Annotated in this window: 15 protein-coding genes; 6 read left to right on the top strand and 9 right to left on the bottom strand. The window is 61.5% G+C overall.

Annotation, left to right across the window (positions count from 1 at the left end; all coding sequences use genetic code 11):
- Window positions 1-391: 391 nt before the first annotated feature.
- From AC3WKX_RS07545 to AC3WKX_RS07515, 7 genes are all read right to left on the bottom strand, one after another.
- Window positions 392-1,345, bottom strand: coding sequence for a D-2-hydroxyacid dehydrogenase family protein (locus AC3WKX_RS07545; RefSeq protein WP_102605557.1), 954 nt, complete (start codon window positions 1,343-1,345; stop codon window positions 392-394).
- Window positions 1,346-1,371: 26 nt separating this feature from the next.
- On the bottom strand, window positions 1,372-2,385 hold the full coding sequence (locus tag AC3WKX_RS07540; protein ID WP_087692370.1) for an alpha/beta fold hydrolase: 1,014 nt from the start codon (window positions 2,383-2,385) through the stop codon (window positions 1,372-1,374).
- Between the two features lie 55 nt (window positions 2,386-2,440).
- Complete coding sequence (locus AC3WKX_RS07535; RefSeq protein ID WP_087692369.1) at window positions 2,441-2,872, bottom strand: YqaA family protein; 432 nt, start codon at window positions 2,870-2,872, stop codon at window positions 2,441-2,443.
- Between the two features lie 3 nt (window positions 2,873-2,875).
- Window positions 2,876-3,322: a DUF411 domain-containing protein gene (locus tag AC3WKX_RS07530; RefSeq protein ID WP_102368894.1), complete on the bottom strand. Its 447-nt coding sequence runs from the start codon at window positions 3,320-3,322 to the stop codon at window positions 2,876-2,878.
- A gap of 154 nt (window positions 3,323-3,476) precedes the next feature.
- Window positions 3,477-3,932: an SRPBCC family protein gene (locus tag AC3WKX_RS07525; RefSeq protein WP_003207553.1), complete on the bottom strand. Its 456-nt coding sequence runs from the start codon at window positions 3,930-3,932 to the stop codon at window positions 3,477-3,479.
- Between the two features lie 81 nt (window positions 3,933-4,013).
- On the bottom strand, window positions 4,014-6,008 hold the full coding sequence (locus tag AC3WKX_RS07520; RefSeq protein WP_087692367.1) for a methyl-accepting chemotaxis protein: 1,995 nt from the start codon (window positions 6,006-6,008) through the stop codon (window positions 4,014-4,016).
- Window positions 6,009-6,173: 165 nt separating this feature from the next.
- On the bottom strand, window positions 6,174-7,169 hold the full coding sequence (locus AC3WKX_RS07515; RefSeq protein WP_102605556.1) for an aldo/keto reductase: 996 nt from the start codon (window positions 7,167-7,169) through the stop codon (window positions 6,174-6,176).
- Window positions 7,170-7,287: 118 nt separating this feature from the next.
- On the opposite strand from AC3WKX_RS07515, the gene AC3WKX_RS07510 reads away from it, so the two are divergent.
- Window positions 7,288-8,205 carry a LysR family transcriptional regulator gene (locus AC3WKX_RS07510; protein WP_102605555.1) on the top strand — a complete coding sequence of 306 codons (918 nt, stop codon included), beginning with the start codon at window positions 7,288-7,290 and terminating at the stop codon, window positions 8,203-8,205.
- Here AC3WKX_RS07510 and AC3WKX_RS07505 read toward each other — a convergent pair.
- Entirely contained in the window at window positions 8,196-9,101 is a 906-nt protein-coding gene (locus AC3WKX_RS07505; RefSeq protein WP_102605554.1) for an AraC family transcriptional regulator, read from the bottom strand. The genes AC3WKX_RS07510 and AC3WKX_RS07505 overlap by 10 nt on opposite strands.
- 102 nt (window positions 9,102-9,203) lie before the next feature.
- Between AC3WKX_RS07505 and AC3WKX_RS07500 the strand changes: the two genes are divergently transcribed.
- Genes AC3WKX_RS07500 through AC3WKX_RS07480 form a run of 5 tightly spaced genes read left to right on the top strand, consistent with a single transcriptional unit; the run spans window position 9,204 to window position 13,631 of the window.
- Window positions 9,204-9,764, top strand: a complete 561-nt coding sequence (locus tag AC3WKX_RS07500; protein WP_102605553.1) for a carboxymuconolactone decarboxylase family protein — start codon at window positions 9,204-9,206, stop codon at window positions 9,762-9,764.
- Between the two features lie 52 nt (window positions 9,765-9,816).
- Entirely contained in the window at window positions 9,817-10,878 is a 1,062-nt protein-coding gene (locus tag AC3WKX_RS07495) for an acyl-CoA dehydrogenase family protein (RefSeq protein ID WP_102605552.1), read from the top strand.
- Entirely contained in the window at window positions 10,875-11,678 is an 804-nt protein-coding gene (locus AC3WKX_RS07490) for an ABC transporter ATP-binding protein (RefSeq protein ID WP_102605551.1), read from the top strand. Before AC3WKX_RS07495 ends, AC3WKX_RS07490 begins: the two co-directional genes overlap by 4 nt.
- A complete protein-coding gene (locus AC3WKX_RS07485; protein ID WP_010171568.1) occupies window positions 11,665-12,864 on the top strand; it encodes an ABC transporter substrate-binding protein in 1,200 nt (399 codons plus the stop codon). The genes AC3WKX_RS07490 and AC3WKX_RS07485 overlap by 14 nt, the downstream gene beginning before the upstream one ends.
- A 14-nt stretch (window positions 12,865-12,878) precedes the next feature.
- A complete protein-coding gene (locus AC3WKX_RS07480; RefSeq protein ID WP_172834573.1) occupies window positions 12,879-13,631 on the top strand; it encodes an ABC transporter permease in 753 nt (250 codons plus the stop codon).
- 47 nt (window positions 13,632-13,678) lie between these two features.
- Here the strand turns inward: AC3WKX_RS07480 and AC3WKX_RS07475 are convergent, their stop codons facing one another.
- Entirely contained in the window at window positions 13,679-17,041 is a 3,363-nt protein-coding gene (locus AC3WKX_RS07475) for a membrane-targeted effector domain-containing toxin (RefSeq protein ID WP_256579822.1), read from the bottom strand.
- Window positions 17,042-17,157: the final 116 nt, after the last annotated feature.

Below are 17,157 nucleotides of genomic sequence, written 5' to 3'. Positions count from 1 at the left end.
AAGGTTGACCGCGTCCTGCGGCCAGGCGCACAAGCGCTACACAGACTGGCAAGCCTTATGCCAGTTGTGCTGGAGTCTTAAATAGAGTGGATGGACGGGCGTTCGGTGGGAACCGTCAGCACTCGCCTTACCTTAAACCTGACCTGTGGCAGAGTTGGAAAGTTTCGATTTTTTGCGGGGTTTTTGTTTTGGATCGGACCCATCGGTCATGAGTCTAGGACAGATCCCAGAGCCTGTGGGGTCTGTGGGGTATTTTTGTAGGACAAATTTTTTTCATGAGCCCCGTAGCAGCTGTCGAGCGCGCTCCGGTTCAGGATCGGCAGTGCGCCCGACGCAGCCTCGCTGGGGCTCGACAGCTGCTACGGGGGGAGTGGGAGGTGAAATGTGTGCACTAGCTTAGTGCGCGAAGGGGCACTCCTTTGGCCCAGGCTTGGATGTCTTCGATCATTTGCTGGTAGAACTGGCGGTAGTTCTGCTCGCTGACGTACCCCACATGAGGGGTGGCCAATACGTTGGGCAACTGGCGGAATGGATGCCCGGCTGGCAGCGGCTCCTGGGCGTACACGTCCAGTGCCGCGCCCGCCAGCCGGCCATTGGCCAGGGCGTCAATCAAGGCGGCTTCGTCGACAATCGGCCCGCGTGCCGTATTCACCAGATGCGCCGTAGGTTTCATCCAGCCCAACGCTTCGGCGTCCACCAGCCCGCGGCTGCGGTCGCTGAGCACCAGGTGAATCGACAACACGTCTGCCTGTTCAAACAACTCGCGCTTGCTGACCCAGGTCACGCCGCTTTCGGCAGCGCGCTCTGGGGTAAGGTTTTCGCTCCAGGCAATCACGCGCATGCCGAAGGCCTGGCCAAATTTGGCGACCTTCTGGCCAATGCTGCCCAGCCCGAGAATCCCCAGGGTCTTGCCGTACAAATCGCCGCCCAGGCCCACTTGCCAACCCCCGGCGCGCAGGGAATTGGCTTCGGCCAGCAGGTTGCGGGTGGACGCCATGATCAGTGCCCAGGTCAGTTCCGGGGCCGCGTGCTTGTAACTGTCGGTGCCGCCTACCTGGATACCCAGGGCCTTGGCCGCAGGAATGTCGATGGCGGCGTTGCGCATGCCGCCGGTCACCAGCAACTTGAGCCTGGGCAAGCCTTGCAACAGAGCCCGGTCGAAGGTGGTGCGTTCGCGCATCACGCAGATCACCTCAAACCCCTGCAAACGCTCGATCAACGTGGCGGTGTCCGCCGGGTAATCGTGGAGGAAGTGCACCTGGCCGACCGACGCCAGGACTGACCAGTCCACCACGCCACTGGCCACATTCTGCCAATCATCAATCACTGCGATCTGTACCGACATTCACGCATGCCTCGAAAAAGGTTGGATTAAAGGGCGTTCAGCCCTTGCAACAGTGCCTTGTGAAACTGTGCCGGCTCTTCCATTTGCGGTGCATGGCCCAGGCCCGGGAATTCCACCAGGGTGGCGTGGGGAATCAACTTGGCCACTTGCTTGCCCAGCACCGCGTAGTTGCCGAGCTTCGCCTTGACCGCCGGTGGCGCCAGGTCTTTGCCAATGGCGGTGTTGTCGGAGGTGCCGATCAGCAGCAGGGTGGGCATCTGCAGGTCCTTGAACTCGTAGTACACCGGCTGGGTGAAGATCATGTCGTAAATCAGCGCCGAGTTCCACGCCACCTGGGTGTGGCCGGGGCCTTTGTTCATGCCGGCGAGCATATCGACCCAGCGGTCGTATTCAGGCTTCCAGCGGCCGACGTAGTAGGTGTCGAGCTCGTATTTGCGGATGCCTTCGGCGGTCAGTTTCAACTCGCGCTCGTACCATTGGTCAACGCTGCGGTAGGGCACGCCGATGGCCTTCCAGTCTTCCAGGCCAATCGGGTTTACGAGGGCAAGTTGTTCGGTTTGCTGCGGATAGAGCAGGGCGTAGCGTGTGGCAAGCATGCCGCCGGTGGAATGGCCGAGCAGGGTAGCCTTCTGAATACCAAGTTTTTCCAGGAGTTGATGGGTGTTGATCGCCAGTTGCTGGAAGCTGTACTGGTAATTGTCCGGCTTGCTGGAGGTGCAGAAACCGATCTGGTCGGGAGCGATCACCCGGTAGCCGGCGTCGCTCAGGGCCTTGATCGATTCATCCCAGGTGGCGCCGCAGAAGTTCTTGCCGTGCATCAGCACGATGCTGCGCCCGTTGGCCTTGCCCTTGGCCGGCACGTCCATGTAGCCCATCTGCAGGGATTTGCCCTGGGACTGGAAGGTGAAGTGCTCTACCGGGTACGGGTATTGGAAGCCTTGCAGCTCGGGGCCGTAGGTCGGACCTTCTTCGGCGGCGAAGGCGGGCAGGGCGCTGCCGAGCAACAGGCTGGCGACGCACAGAGAGCGGATCTTGGACATGGTTAGAGCTCCGGGAACAGTGCCCGGATGCTGTGGCGAGGGGATTAACGGGAGATTAAATCCAGTGCAGGGTGAGCATGGCCAGTACCCCGTAGCGCGCCCCTTTGGCCAGGGTCACCAGCACCAGGAACCGCCAGAACGGTTCGCGCATGACCCCGGCCACCAGGGTCAGCGGGTCACCAATGATCGGCACCCAACTGAGCAGCAACGACCAATGGCCCCAGCGCTGGTAGTGGGTACGGGTCTTTTCCAGGTGCCTGGGGCTGACCGGAAACCAGCGTCGATCCTTGAAGCGCTCGACCGAGCGGCCCAGCAGCCAGTTCACCACCGAGCCCAATACGTTGCCGGCCGTTGCAACCCCGAGCAGCAGCCACACGCTGTAATGCCCGCTGATCATCAGCCCCACCAGCACCGCCTCCGATTGCATCGGCAACAGCGTGGCGGCGCCGAAGGCGGCGAAAAACAGTCCCAGGTAACCGGCAAGCATCAATCAGCGTGCCGGATAGTCAGCCACTACCACGTCTTCGCCATCGCGAGTCAGGCCGATGACCTGATAGGCATCGCTGCTGCCGTCCATCTCCATGCCTGGCGAGCCCATGGGCATGCCCGGTGCTGCAATGCCCAGCAAGTCGTCGCGCTTGCGCAGGGCCAAGACCTGGTCGGCTGGCACATGGCCTTCGACGAACTTGCCGTCGATCACGCCGGTATGGCAAGACGCCAGGCGCGGCGCCACGCCCAGGCGCTGCTTGACCTCGCTCATGTTGCTTTCCACATGGTCGTTGACCTTGAACCCGTTGCTTTCCAGGTGGGCAATCCACTTTTTGCAGCAACCGCAGTTGGCATCACGGTGCACGTCAATCGGGATCAGCTCGGCAGCCTGGGCCAGGGTGCTCATGAGCAGGGCCGACAGTGCGGCCAGTCGCAGGGTGGTTTTCATCGTCATCTCATCGGATAAAGGGCAACAGCGGGGCATTCTCCCTGCTTTTTGGAAAAGGGTTTCCCGGGATTGTTACGAGGTTTTACGAAAAACCGACAGCACCAGAATAACCGCCTGGTGCTGTCGGAAAACTGAGAGGGATATGACGGTTTTGTCAGGCTGGCGGGGATTCAAGGCGCTGCTTGAGCTGGTCAAGGGCCTGGTTGGACAGTGCGATCATGCGCTCATGCAGGGTGGTCAGTTGCAGTTCGGTTTCATAGGTGAGGATGCGCTTGAACAGCGTGCCGTTGCCCTGTACTTGCAGCAGATAATGAATACAGCCATCGACCGCCAATGAGGTGAACGCGGTCTTGAACTCCCGCGGTCGCTGCGCAATCTGCACGCGATAGCTCATGGGAACCCGCACACCCAGCAGGTCGATGGTTTCAGTGAAACGATGACCGGCAGGCAATGAGCCGGCGATACCGGTGTCGGCGCCCAGGGATGTCGGATGCCATTCATGCCAGCGATCCGGTTGGGTAACGTAGTCGTAAACATCGTCGATAGAGGCTTGTATATAGCGTTCCTGACTGATCCGCTCCAGACGGATCGGGTGCTCAACTGCGTGCATGACACACCTCCTGTGTGGCGGAGCGAACTGTCAGAATAGTCCGGCTCCCGCGCATTGCACGGGAGCTTTCAGGCTATTTTTTCAACGCACCTTGAAGCGACCCATCAATGCAATAACCCGGCCATTGGCATCCAGCAGGCTCTGGGTGTTGTGCTCGGTGGCGTGGCCGCTTTGCACCAGCTCTTCGACCATGTGGCGGATGTGCACCATGCTGCGGTTGATTTCCTCGGTCACTGCGCTTTGCTGTTCGGCGGCGGTGGCGATCTGGGTGCTGAGGTTGTTGATATGGCTGACGGAGCCGGCCATCTCGTCCAATCCTGTGTTCACTCGGGCCGTGGCGTCAGCCGCAGACTGGCAGCTGGCCTGGGTGGCTTCCATGGCCGTCACCGAGGAACTCACGCCCGTGGTCAGGCGCGCCAGCATCTCATTGATCTGCGAGGTGCTGGCCTGGGTGCGGGCGGCGAGGGCGCGGACTTCGTCGGCCACCACCGCAAAACCCCGGCCTTGTTCGCCGGCCCGGGCGGCTTCGATGGCCGCGTTAAGTGCCAGCAGGTTGGTCTGGCCCGCGATGGCGCCGATCACGCCGAGGGTTTCGGTGATGCGGGCGGCATCCTGGCGCATGTTTTCCACGGTGTGGGTGGCGCTGGAGACTTCGCCGATCAACGCGCTGACGCTGCGGGAAGCTTCGCCGACCACCACCCGCGAACGGTCGGCGTGCTCATTGGCGCGCTGGGTGAACGCAGCCGTTTCGGCGGCGTTCTCGGCCACGGTGTCGGCGGTGGAACTCATCTCGGTGATGGCCGTGACGGTCTGGTCGGTTTCCGAGGCATGGCGCACCAGGATCTGGTTGGTCTGGGCCGACGTCTGCTGCAATTGCGCCAGGCTCGACGACATGGCGCCGGTGGCCAGGGTCACTTCTCCGATCATGTTTTGCAGGTAGACGATAAAGCGGTTCACCGAATGGCCAATCGCCCCCAGTTCATCCTCGGCGCGGATGGTGATGCGCCGGGTCAGGTCGGCATCGCCGTTGGACAGTGCGTCGATATTGGTCTTCAGCGCGGTCATCCGGTGCACCAGCTGGCGGATGGCGTACACCGCCAACAGCACCAACAGCAGGATCATCGGGATTTGCAGCATCGCCAACGTGCCCAGTACGTCATCACGTTGGGCGGTGATCAGCGAGGTCGGCAGCGCAGTGGCGAGGAACCACGGGGTGCCTTCGATCGGGCGCATGAAGAACGTGCTGGCCACGCCCTGGTTGTCGAACTCGCTGCGTTGCAGGGTTTGATCACGATGAGCCAGGCCGGCGCTGACCTGGGCGGCAAAGGCCGAGGTGCCGGCCAATTCGCTGATGTTCTTCAACACCACGGGGCCGCTGATGCGCGTGCTGTTGCTGATGATCTTGCCGTCGCCTTCGACGATCAGCATTTGCCCGCCGAGGTCTTTTTCCTTGCTGGCCACCAGGTCATTGAAGAAACCCAGGGTCACGTCGATGGTGGCGACGCCATAGGCTGCGCCGTCACGCTGGATCGCCATCGCGCAGTTGGTACGCGGTTCCTGGCTGGCGTCATCCTTGTAGGCCGCCGCCCAGGCGCACTGGCCGCGGGGCGAAGCGAGGCCGCCCTTGTACCAGCTCTGGTCGTAGTAGTTGGGGGCCGCGTCGCTGTTCCAGAAGGTGTTCACCGCCAGCTTGCCCGAGGCATCGCGGTGCCAGAAGGTGCTGTGCTTGTTGCGCCCCGGCGTGCGCTGGTTGGGCAAGGGCCAGATGCCGCCGCCGAACACTTTCAATTCGCCGTACTGGTCCACCAGGCCTGGCAGCACCTTGTCGATGGCGTCGCTGTCCAGCAGCGGGATGGTTTGGGTGATGCTGCGTTGCTGGGCCTGAACCTTGTTCAGTTCGCCCTGGATCTGCTCGGCCACTTCGGCAATGCGATTGAGGGCCACCTGTTCTTCGGTGTGGCGCAGCTTGGGGGCCACCAACTGTCCGATGCCCACCACCGTCAAGACGAATAACAACAGGACGAACAGCACCAGGAACAGGGTGTAGCGGGCTTGGATAGAGCGCAATGAGGGCATGGGGTCGTCCTTACGAAGCGTTTATTGTGCGACGCGGCTTTGTTAGAGCTTCGAAGGGCTATCGGCTTGGGACGGGCGAGCTTGAGGCACTATCGTGCAAGAAAACCCAGGGCAGGGATTCAAGGAGCGGAGCTGGCGAGCCAGCCCCGATCCGGCGTGGCAGGATTATTTGTCCAGCATCTGCATGACCGCTTCCGGGTAGCGCAGCCCGGCTGTGGCGTTGGCCGGGAAGATGGCCTCCAGCGCCGCCAACTCGGTCGGGCTGAGCTTGACCTCCAGTGCCGCGACGTTCTCTTCCAGGTATTTGCGTTGCTTGGTCCCCGGGATCGGGATCAGGTAATCCCCTTGCGCCAGCACCCAGGCCAACGCCAGTTGCCCGGCGGTCACGCCCTTGTCGGCGGCCAGGGCTTGTACCTGTTTCACCAGCAGCAGGTTCTTCGCGAAGTTTTCACCCTGGAAACGCGGGCTGAACCGGCGATAGTCATCCGCCGCAAAGTCATCCGGGCTTTTCAGCGCGCCGGTCAGGAAGCCGCGGCCCAGTGGGCTGTAGGGCACAAACGCGATTCCCAGGCGTTGGCAGGCCGCGAGGCAACCGTTGTCTTCCTGATCGCGGCTCCATAACGAATATTCGCTTTGCAGGGCGCTGATGGGATGCACCTTGTGAGCGCGCTCCAGGGTAGCCGCCGACGCTTCACTCAAGCCCAGGTAACGCACCTTGCCTTGCTTGACCAACTCGGCCATGGCGCCAACGGTTTCTTCAATCGCCACTTCGGGGTCGATGCGGTGCTGGTAATACAGGTCCAGGGTTTCCACGCCCAGGCGCTTCAAGGTGCCGTCGATGGCCTCGCGAATGTATTCCGGGCGGCCGTTGACGCCACGCAGTGCCGGGTTCGCCGGGTCGCGCACGATGCCGAACTTGCTGGCGAGGAACACCTGGTCGCGCTTGCCGGCGATGGCCTTGCCAATCAGTTCTTCGTTGGTATGGGGGCCGTACATGTCGGCGGTGTCCAGCAGGTTGATCCCCAGTTCCAGGGCGCGGTGCAGAGTGGCGATGGCTTCGGTGGTATCGGTGCCGGTGGTGTAGAAATCGGTCATGCCCATGCAGCCGAGGCCGATGGCGGACACCTGGGGACCATTTTTACCGAGTTGACGTGTGTGCATGGGTCCAGCTCCTGTGTGGGAAGGCCTCCATTGTTGCCCTCGACAAAAGCGGGATAAACCGGCTAAAACCGCTATCACTATTATGAAATTCTAAATAATCCCTGAAGGAAACCGGCCCGTGGACCGTTTTAATGCGATGCGAGTGTTCGTACGGATTGTCGAACTGGGCGGGTTTGCCAAGGCGGCTGACAGCCTGCAACTGCCGCGTGCCTCGGTGACCATCCTGATCAAGCAACTGGAGGCGCACCTGGGGGTGCAACTGTTGCAGCGCACCACACGCCAGGTCAGCCCGACCCTGGACGGTGCCGCCTACTACCAGCGTTGCGTGAGCCTGTTGGCGGACCTTGAGGAAACCGAGGCGGTGTTCTCCACCAGCCGGCGCAACCCGCGCGGCACGTTGCGCATTGATATGCCGTCGGGGATCGGGCGCTTCCTGGTAATTCCGGCAATGCCCGAGTTCACCACGCGTTACCCGCAGATCGATCTGGAAATCGGCCTCAATGACCGCCCGGTGGACCTGATCCGCGAAGGCGTGGATTGCGTGTTGCGCGGCGGCCTGGCGCTGGACGAGTCGCTGGTGGCCCGGCCGCTGGCGATGATGGATCAGGTGACCTGCGCCAGCCCCGGCTACTTGCAGCGGTTCGGCGTGCCATCGACGCTGGATGAGTTGGCCGGCCATCAAGTGGTGGAGTATTTCTCCAGCACCAGCGGCAAACGCTATGGCCTGGAGTTTCAGATCGGCAGCGACATCCGCTTGGTCGACCTGCCCAAGCAAGTGGCGGTCAACAGTGCCGATGGTTACCTGGCGGCCTGTGAGGCGGGTTACGGCCTGGTACAGACGCCGTACTACCACGCCGTTCGCCAGTTGGAAGCGGGCACGCTGGTGGAGGTGCTGGCGCATCAGCCGCCGCCCAGGTTACCGCTGACGGCGCTGTACCCGCCGCATCGCCAGCTGTCGCAACGGGTGCGGGTGTTTGTCGATTGGCTGGTGGAGTTGTGTGCCCGGCCGGGCAATGGGTTGCAGCGTCAACCTTGAGCCTTGCGGTAGGCGCCGGGCTGGAAGCCGGTGACCTTATGGAAGGCCCGGGTAAACGCCGCCACCGATTGATAACCCACGGCGAGGGACACGTCCGCTACGGTCTGGTCCTGCTTGAACAGCTGGCAGGCGTGGCGCACACGCATCATCAGCAGCACTTGCCCCGGCGACTGCCCGCACAGTTCATTGAAGCGCTTGAAGAACGCCGAGCGCGACAGGCCGGTGCAGGCCGCCATGCTTTCCAGGGTCCAGGGCTCGGCCGGGCGTGCGATCAACTGCTCCAGCAGGTTGGCAAATGCCGGTTGCCGAGCCAGCGCCGCCAGGCCGCCGAGGTCGGTGTTGTCCAGCACCTGTTGGCGCAGCACATACAGGAACAGCAGGTGGCACAGGCGCTCCAGCAGGGCGGGCGAGGGCGCCGGCGTGCGCTCGCATTCCTGCAGGATCAATTCAAACAGGCTGCGCGCGGCGGTCAGCGATGGATCACCGGCCCGCAGGATGATCCAGGCGGGCAGGGTGTCGACAATCATCGCCGACAGCCCGGACTGGAAGTGAAAGAACCCGCACACCAGGCCCACGCCGTCACTGGCCTGGCTGTCCAGTGGCAGCATCGGTTTGCGCGGGCATTCCTGGGCGCCGGTGGCGGTGCCATCGCTGGACAAGCGGTACGCCAGGTCCCGCAGCAGGAAGACTGCATCGCCGTTGTTCAATGGGTAAGGGGTCGAGTCGCCGTCGATGTGCATCCAGCACTGCCCTTGCACCACCAGATGAAAACTCGCGCTTGCCAGGCCATGGGTGCTGGCGTGCCAGTCGCCGCAGTAACGCCCGACGTGAAACAGGCTGGTGTTGAGTTCAAGGCTATCTAATAACCAATCGACGAGTGAACTGGACGAATTCATCTAACGGAAAGACTCTAGAGCAAGTAATCGCTACTTTAGACTATTGAGCGGATTTTTTATAACCAACAGACTTGGTACACGAATCCATGAGGAGACCACTCCATGTCCCGCGTACCGATGCTAACCCTGGAAACCGCTCCTGAGGCGGCCAAGCCCTTTCTGGAAAATGCCCTGAAGGGTTCCGGGTTCATCCCCAATCTGTTGGCGGTGCTGGCCAACGCCCCGGCAGCCCTGGAAACCTACGTCACCGTGTCGGGCCTGAACGCCAAGTCTGACCTGAGCCTGGCCGACCGCGAAGTGGTGCAACTGATTGCCGCCACCAACCACGGTTGCGATTTCTGCGTCGCCGGGCACACTGCCGTAGCGCGCAACAAGGCCAAGCTGCCGGAAGACGTGATCGACGCCCTGCGCCAGCGCGGTGAACTGCCCAACGAGCGTTATGAGACACTGGCCGCGTTCACCCGTGAAGTGATCGCCACCCGCGGTGATGTCAGCGACGCCGGCTACACCGCGTTCCGTGAGGCAGGCTACACCGACGGTCATGCCCTTGAGGTTATTCTGGGTGTGAGCCTGGCCACCCTGTGTAACTTCGCCAACGTGTTTGCCCGTACCCCGTTGAACCCGGAACTGGCGCAATACCGTTGGGAAAAACCGGCTAGCTGAAGGCGCGCAAGCGTTCGCGATGGTAAACATGCTGCAACAAGGAGAAACATGAATGCTTGACCCAATCTTGAGCCGTTGGCTCGATGTTCAAGCGCAGGCCCTGGATGTGGGCAGTTGCGATCCGCAGGAAGTGCTGCCACGGCTGGCAGAGGCCAATGTATTACGTATCGGTGTGCCCAAGGACCTTGGCGGCCTGGGCGGCGATGTCACGGGCGCGATTGAGGCGATTGCCGATGTGGCCAGTCACTCCCTGGCCTCGGCGTTTGTGTGCTGGGGCCAACGTTCGTTTATCGAATATCTGCTGCAAAGCCCGAATCAGCGCCTGCGTGAGCAACTGCTGCCGGACCTGCTGAGCGGCAAGCTGGCCGGGGCCACCGGGCTGTCCAACGCGATGAAGTTTTTGTCTGGCATCGAGTCGCTGCAAATCAGCGCCGAGCCGACCGACGACGGCTGGAATCTCAATGGCCGCCTGCACTGGGTGACCAACCTGCGCAAGAACGGGTTTGTGGTGGCTGCCGCCATCGAGCATGCCCAGGGCGGCGCGCCGTTTATCCTGGCGATCCCGGACTCGGTGTCCGGCCTGCAACGTTCCCGCGACCTGGAACTGCTGGGCCTGCAATCGAGCAATACCGCGGCCCTCGGCTTTGAAGCCGTGGAGCTGAGCCGCGACTGGTTGTTGCATGAGGATGCACGCAAGTTCCTGCCGGCCGTGCGCCCGGCGTTTCTGGGCTTGCAATGCGGCATGTCCATCGGCCTGGCGCGGCGCTCGCTGGCGGAGGTGGCCAATCACCTGGGCTCCAGCCGCACCGTATTGCGTGAAGAGCTGGAAGTGTTGCGTACCTCCTTGGAACAGGCGGTCAACGACCTGAAGAAAGGCCTGCTGGCCGGCCGCTTCGGCACTGAGCCGGTACCGTTGTTCCGCCTGCGCATCGCCCTCGCGGAAATCGCTGCCAGCGCTGTGCAACTGGAGCTGCAAGCCAGCGGCGGCAAGGCCTACCTGACGGCCCACGGCAGCGGTTTTGCCCGGCGCTGGCGCGAGTCGGCATTTGTGCCGATCGTGACCCCGAGCCTGGTGCAGTTGCGCACCGAGTTGAACCGTCAGGCCAATCTATGAGCCAGGCGGTATTGCACGCCCAGGGAATTTGCCTGGGCTATGGGGGCAACTCGGTGCTGGAAGGTTTCGACCTGCAATTGCAGCCCGGCGAAGTGGTGTCGATCCTCGGCCCCAGCGGCGTTGGCAAGTCCAGCCTGCTGCGGGTGCTCGCCGGTTTGCAAGCGCCCCAGGGCGGCAGCATCCGCCTGTTGGGCGAGCCGTTGAATGGCCCGCACCCGCGGGTGGCGGTGGCGTTCCAGGACCCCAGCCTGCTGCCGTGGCTGAGCCTGGAAAAGAACGTCGCCTTCGGCCTGGACTTTGCCCGCCAGCCGCACCTCAGCCCTGAAGAACGTCGCAGCCGGGTCGACCATGCGATCCACGCCGTAGGCCTGGAACACGCCCGCCAGCAATTCCCGGCGGCGCTGTCCGGCGGCATGGCCCAGCGCACGGCGCTGGCGCGTTGCCTGGCACGCCAGCCGCAGGTATTGCTGCTGGACGAGCCCTTCGGTGCCCTGGATGAAGTGACCCGTGCCGACATGCAGCACCTGCTGCTCAAGGTCAATCGCGAGCAAGGTTCGGCGGCGGTGCTGATCACCCACGATATCGACGAAGCGCTGCTGTTGTCCGACCGGATTCTGCTACTGGGTAACCGCCCGGCGCGGACCCTCGGCGAATGGCGCATCGACTTGCCGCAACCGCGGGAAGAACAGGTGGAAGCCATCGGCACCCTGCGCATCGAGATTCTCAAAACCCTACGGCGGGCGAGCCGCACTGACCCCCAACCCCCTGAACTGCTGGAGCCTTGCCATGTGTCTGGATGACCTCACTCACTCGCGCCGTGACTTTCTCAAACTCTCGGCCGTGCTCAGTGCCGCCGGAGCCTTGCCACTGCTGAGCAGCTTGCAGGCCCGGGCGGCCAGTGAGCCGGACGCACCGGTACGCATCGGCTATTTGCCGATCACCGACGCCACGCCGTTGCTGGTGGCCCACAACAATGGCCTGTTCGAGGCCGAAGGCATCAAGGCCGAGCGCCCGGTGCTGCTGCGCAGTTGGGCGCAGGTGATCGAGGCGTTCATTTCCGGGCAGGTCAACGTGATTCACCTGCTGTCGCCGATGACCGTATGGGCGCGGTATGGCAGCAAGGTCCCGGCCAAGGTCGTGGCCTGGAACCATGTGGGTGGCTCGGGCTTGACCGTGTCGCCGGGCATTACCGACGTGAAGCAACTGGGCGGCAAGTCGGTGGCGATTCCGTTCTGGTACTCGATTCACAACGTGGTGGTGCAGCAGCTGTTCCGCGACAACGGCCTGACCCCGGTAGCCCGCGCCGCCGGCAGTGCGATTGCCGCCAACGAGGTCAACCTGATCGTGTTGCCGCCCTCGGACATGCCGCCGGCCCTGGCCAGCAAGCGCATCGACGGCTACATCGTCGCCGAGCCGTTCAACGCCCTGGCGGAAAACCTCAACGTGGGCCGCGTACAGCGCTTTACCGGCGATGTGTGGCGCAACCATGCGTGCTGCGTGGTGTTCATGCACGAGCATGACCTGACCAACCGCCCGGAATGGTCGCAGAAGGTGGTGAATGCAATCGTCAAGGCCCAGGTCTGGACCCGCGACAACCGTGAAGAGGCGGTGAAGCTGCTGTCCAAGGACGGCGAGAACCGCTACACCCCGCATGCCGAACCAGTGCTGCGCAAAGTCCTGGCGCCGGCTGCCAGCGACCGTGCGGCTTACCTGGCTGACGGCGCGATCCAGCACGCCAACTGGGATGAGCATCGCATCGACTTCCAGCCGTATCCATTCCCCAGCTACACCGAGGAGCTGGTACGCCGCCTGAAAGACACGCTCATCGAGGGCGACAAGAAATTCCTCGCCGACCTGGACCCCGCGTTTGTCGCCAAGGACCTGGTGGACGACCGCTTCGTGCGCAATGCGATCGCGGCGGTGGGCGGCATGAAGACCTTCGGCTTGCCTGAGGGCTTTGAGCGAAACGAGGAGATTGGCGTTTGAACAACGGCAAAACCTTGGGGTTGCCGGGCTGGTTGCTTGGCTTGAGCGGGTTGGCGGGGTTGTTGTTGCTCTGGTGGCTGGGGGTGAAGGTCTTTGGCAGCGCGGACGGTTTGTCTGCGCGGTTTTCGCTGTCGGCGACCCTCGCCAGCCTGTGGGAGTTGCTGGGCCGCAGCGAGCTGTACCTGAACATAGCCGTGAGCCTCAAGCGGATCTTCGTCGGGCTGTTCCTGGCATTGCTGATTGGTGTACCGCTGGGCTTGCTGGTGGGTAGTTCGCGCAAGCTGGAGGCGGCGACCACGCCGGCGTTCCAGTTTCTGCGGATGATCTCGCCGCTGTCGTGGATGCCCATCGTGGTGATGTTGATGGGCGTGGGCGACCAGCCGATCTACTTCCTGCTGGCGTTCGCAGCGGTGTGGCCGATTCTGCTGAATACGGCGGCGGGTGTGCGTCAGCTCGATCCGCGCTGGTTGCAACTGAGCAAGAGCCTGAGCGCCACGCGCTGGGAAACCTTGCGCCGGGTGATTATTCCCGGGGTGATGGGGCACGTGCTGACCGGCGTGCGCCTGGCCATCGGGATCCTGTGGATCGTGCTGGTGCCGTGCGAGATGCTCGGGGTCAGTGCCGGGCTGGGTTATTACATCCTCGACACTCGCGACCGGCTGGCCTACTCGGAGCTGATGGCGATGGTGCTGCTGATCGGCTTGTTGGGGTTTGCCCTGGATGCGTTTGCGCGCTGGTTGCATCAGCGCTGGGTGCATGGAGGGTGAACACCTCATGCAAAGGCTCGGAGGCTTTCCGGGCCTTTGCGATGTGCTCAGGGTTTCACGTAGATGCGCAGGTCGCCTGGAATATCGTTGGGCTGTAATGGCCGGTTCGGGTCTGGCGCAGGGTTTTTTGCTTTAAGCCCGATGCTGCTGTGGGTCATGTTCCTGTTGTCAAAAACCCCGATGCCGATGCTTTCCGTCAGTTCCGCCAGGCCCGGAACACCTTCGGAGGTGTTCATGTGCGCGCTCCCCACTAACGCGACCCACTTTTCGGTGCCCGAGTTTGCCTGGATGGTTTCCGCAGCGTAGTAGTTGAACTCCTTGAGCCGCTTTTCAGAGTTGACGCCAGTCCGGGTGCGATCACGGGATTTGTCGTGTCTATGTCGCGTCAGATAATAGTGATCGAGGGGTAAAAGCTCTATTCCATTGTCTTCAAATTTTTTCTTGAGTTGCTCCAGTGTTGGATTCGTGCGGCGAGTGTTGCTGTTTCCGAGCATTCCGATTCCATCATCAACGGGGCCACCGATGTAGTCGATATACCCTTCGAAGTAGACTTTTTTTACACCCTGGTTTTTTAGCGTATCGACGTTGTCGAACAGCATTTTAAAGCTGGCCATCTGCGAGTGAGACTCTCCAAACACCACGCCGTTTGATGCTTTCAATGCCTTTGTGATCAGATCGGCTGCGGGGATCGGTACGGGAACATCGGGGATTGTAGGGCGCGGCGGAAGGCCTCCGTCTTTTATCGCATCGTAATAATCCTCCATTTCCACCCGAAACTTATCCAGCGTTGCCTGGCGTGTGTCGGATTTGAAATGGGATGATTCGAGCCTGCCTTTCAAACTTTCCACGTATTGGCCCTCGGGTAACGGCTTCCTGATTGGAGGTGGGCGGTTGACGGTGTTTATCGGGTTAAACCGGTGAGTGCTCTTGCTCGAAGAGGCATAGGCGTTGGGGGAGGGCTCCAGCGTATCAGCGCTACTGAGCGCTTGCAGGGGGCTGCCGTATGGCTGGTGCTTTTGTGCGTCGAAAGCGTACCACTTGCCCTTGATCTGCACCGCGCTGCCCTCGACCGTCTGCTCGCCCATCTGGAATGAGCCGGTAGCGGCTGCGTCATATCGATTACCGGCGGCGGCGAGCTCCCGACTGTTTGCAGTGCCCTTGAGTGTTTTTAAACCCTGGGTGGCTGCGCTTGCGCCGTCGATGGCGAGTTTTCCCGCGCCGACTACCAGGTCGCCAAGTCCGCTCAGCGGATTGAGTTCCGAGAGTGCGGTAACCCCGAAAATCTTGCTCAGCTTGAGGGCTTTGCTGGCCGCGCTGCTGGCAGTGCTCAGGGTTTTTCCGACCTTCGCGGCGACGCCTGCACCTGCCGTGAGAAAGCCGAACACATCAAATGCCAGGTCAGAGAACCCATCTTTATAGTTGCCATTACTGAAGTTGACGATGGCCGACCTGAGCGGAACAAGGTCGAGAAAAAAGTTGCCGATGGTGCTGGCGACCGTCCTTCTATGCTCATCCGGCGTACTTCCGGCCGCTTGTTGCCTGAAGGTTTCCAGATCGAGCCCCTCGACGATTGAATCCGCAAGGTACTCCGCCCGGAAATTCCTGAACAGGTTGGGATTGGATCCCTCGAGCGGGTTCTCTTGCTTTATATAGTCGCGCTTGGCATCGAAGGTGGAGAACTCTTCTATTCGGGTTACTTCGTTGGCGATCTTCTGGTCCTGGCGAGTGATAATTGCGTTGCTGACTTTCCTGATGCTGCCTTTTTCGGTATCGAACTCATAGGTGGACGGCTTGTTCTGGTGTTTTGTGGTGACCAGTATTTTTTTGCTTGTATGGAAGAGGGTTTCTCCCGCGAATGGTGTCCAGCTGACTCTGTAGGATTTTTCTTTGTAGAAGTTCAGCTTTCCTAACCGCAAGTTTTCTTTGTCCTCCGGTGGAAGGTTGGCGAGGGCATTCAAGATGGAATATTTCTTGACGGTTTTATAGTCGCTTATGGTCTGGCTAATGGCTTTGTCAAAGGTGTCGGGGACTTTAAAGCCGGGGCCATGGGTAAAGGCGGCGAAGGCATCAAGATCGACGCCATGCGTTCCAGGTTTGAGCTCCCAGTCTGATGCCGTTATTTTCTCGCCTTGCATGGTCAGGTCCAGCATGGAATAAGGGCCGCGAGTGGGGATCGTCTTGTTGGCGGTTTTGTTGGGCTTGAGCAACACCTTCTCTTCAAAGGGGACGCCTTCGCCAAATTTTTCCTTGAGCAGGTCCAGCGCCATCTGCTTGCGGCTGGGCATCGGGGTGTCAAGCAAGCCGGAGGCGTGTTTCAGCTTGCCCAATTGATAGTTGAACGCGTCCATGGCGGTATCAATGTCTGGTTTTTCGTAAAGCGTGTCGTCTTTCGCCTCAAGCACCCCATTGACCACGGCCCAGTCCAACAATGCCGCAGTTTGGGCAGCTTCGGGCGCGGGCCCACTTGAGTCGGCGGCGATCATCACTTCGGCAAAACTCATGTTCGCTACGCTGCCAGGGGACCTGGCTTCGATGGCGGCCGCCGCGATGCACAGGTTGGCCCAGGCCAGGCTGCCGTAGACCACGCTGTCGGGAATATCCTTGATCAGCAACTGCGGTGCCGCCCGCATCAACAGCAGATGCGTACCCAGCGAGGCGTTGGCAGGTGAGGTTTTGCCGGTATCACTCAAGTGCTCGCGCAGGCCGGCGACGATCGCCGAGGTGGGTTTGCCCCAATATTGTTTATGTGACAGGTCGAATCCGGCCACTTTGTTGCGATGCGGTTGGGTGATGGATTCCTGATCCAGATCGAGGTTGATGGCCGCCAGTACGTGATCATTCACACTGCTATCAGTCGGAATGCTCTCCAGTTTGGTCTGCAAGGCCTCTCCCAGCGCCTGGCCTCGGGGGGAACGGATGAGGGCTTCCAGCGTTTTGGCCGGATCGCTCGAGGCGTCGCTGGAGAGCGGCAGGTTACCGTTCAGAAACTCCAGGAGCCCCCGCTGCTGGCTTGCTTGCTGAACATCCGGAGCGCCAGCGGCATGTTCTCTGGCGGCGGTGAGCAGTTCGTTCTGCTGAGGTGTGCTCAAGGGCAGGGGCCAGGACAAGGCGCCGCCCAGATTTCCCCATGGATGGGGGTGGGAACGTGTCAGCGATGTGCGCGCCAGGGTCAGCAGCTCATCATGGGTGGTTGGCTCGGGCAGGCCCATAGCCTTGAGAAAGTTTGCAAGACTCACGGCGTTAGCACTATTTGGGGGGTAAGAAGAGTTGGGCGCGAGGTCCATCAGCGTGCTTCCCAGCGCAGATCGCACCACCAGAAACGGCGCGTTCGGTCCTGCCAACGTGGCGACATGAGTGAGCTGCTGCGCCAGTGCCTGCCAGTTTTTTCGGTCAGCCAGCGCGGTCTCCAAGGCTTTCGGGCCATTGGGGGGCGGTGTGTCAGCCGCGGGGTCCGGAATGTCCGTTGCGCTTTGCAATATTTCATCGGGGTATGACGGTATATCGGGGAGTGGTATCGGAGGAGGGG

This window comes from Pseudomonas sp. GP01-A4, assembly GCF_058780865.1.
Note: the sequence above shows the minus strand (reverse complement) of the source record. Positions and strands in the feature narration are given on the sequence as shown.

Coding starts and splice junctions, on each gene's coding strand:
- AC3WKX_RS07545 (WP_102605557.1), bottom strand. CDS start 1,345: ATGTCGGTACAGATCGCAGTGATTGATGATTGGCAGAATGTGGCCAGT.
- AC3WKX_RS07540 (WP_087692370.1), bottom strand. CDS start 2,385: ATGTCCAAGATCCGCTCTCTGTGCGTCGCCAGCCTGTTGCTCGGCAGC.
- AC3WKX_RS07535 (WP_087692369.1), bottom strand. CDS start 2,872: ATGCTTGCCGGTTACCTGGGACTGTTTTTCGCCGCCTTCGGCGCCGCC.
- AC3WKX_RS07530 (WP_102368894.1), bottom strand. CDS start 3,322: ATGAAAACCACCCTGCGACTGGCCGCACTGTCGGCCCTGCTCATGAGC.
- AC3WKX_RS07525 (WP_003207553.1), bottom strand. CDS start 3,932: ATGCACGCAGTTGAGCACCCGATCCGTCTGGAGCGGATCAGTCAGGAA.
- AC3WKX_RS07520 (WP_087692367.1), bottom strand. CDS start 6,008: ATGCCCTCATTGCGCTCTATCCAAGCCCGCTACACCCTGTTCCTGGTG.
- AC3WKX_RS07515 (WP_102605556.1), bottom strand. CDS start 7,169: ATGCACACACGTCAACTCGGTAAAAATGGTCCCCAGGTGTCCGCCATC.
- AC3WKX_RS07505 (WP_102605554.1), bottom strand. CDS start 9,101: ATGAATTCGTCCAGTTCACTCGTCGATTGGTTATTAGATAGCCTTGAA.
- AC3WKX_RS07500 (WP_102605553.1), top strand. CDS start 9,204: ATGTCCCGCGTACCGATGCTAACCCTGGAAACCGCTCCTGAGGCGGCC.
- AC3WKX_RS07495 (WP_102605552.1), top strand. CDS start 9,817: ATGCTTGACCCAATCTTGAGCCGTTGGCTCGATGTTCAAGCGCAGGCC.
- AC3WKX_RS07490 (WP_102605551.1), top strand. CDS start 10,875: ATGAGCCAGGCGGTATTGCACGCCCAGGGAATTTGCCTGGGCTATGGG.
- AC3WKX_RS07485 (WP_010171568.1), top strand. CDS start 11,665: ATGTGTCTGGATGACCTCACTCACTCGCGCCGTGACTTTCTCAAACTC.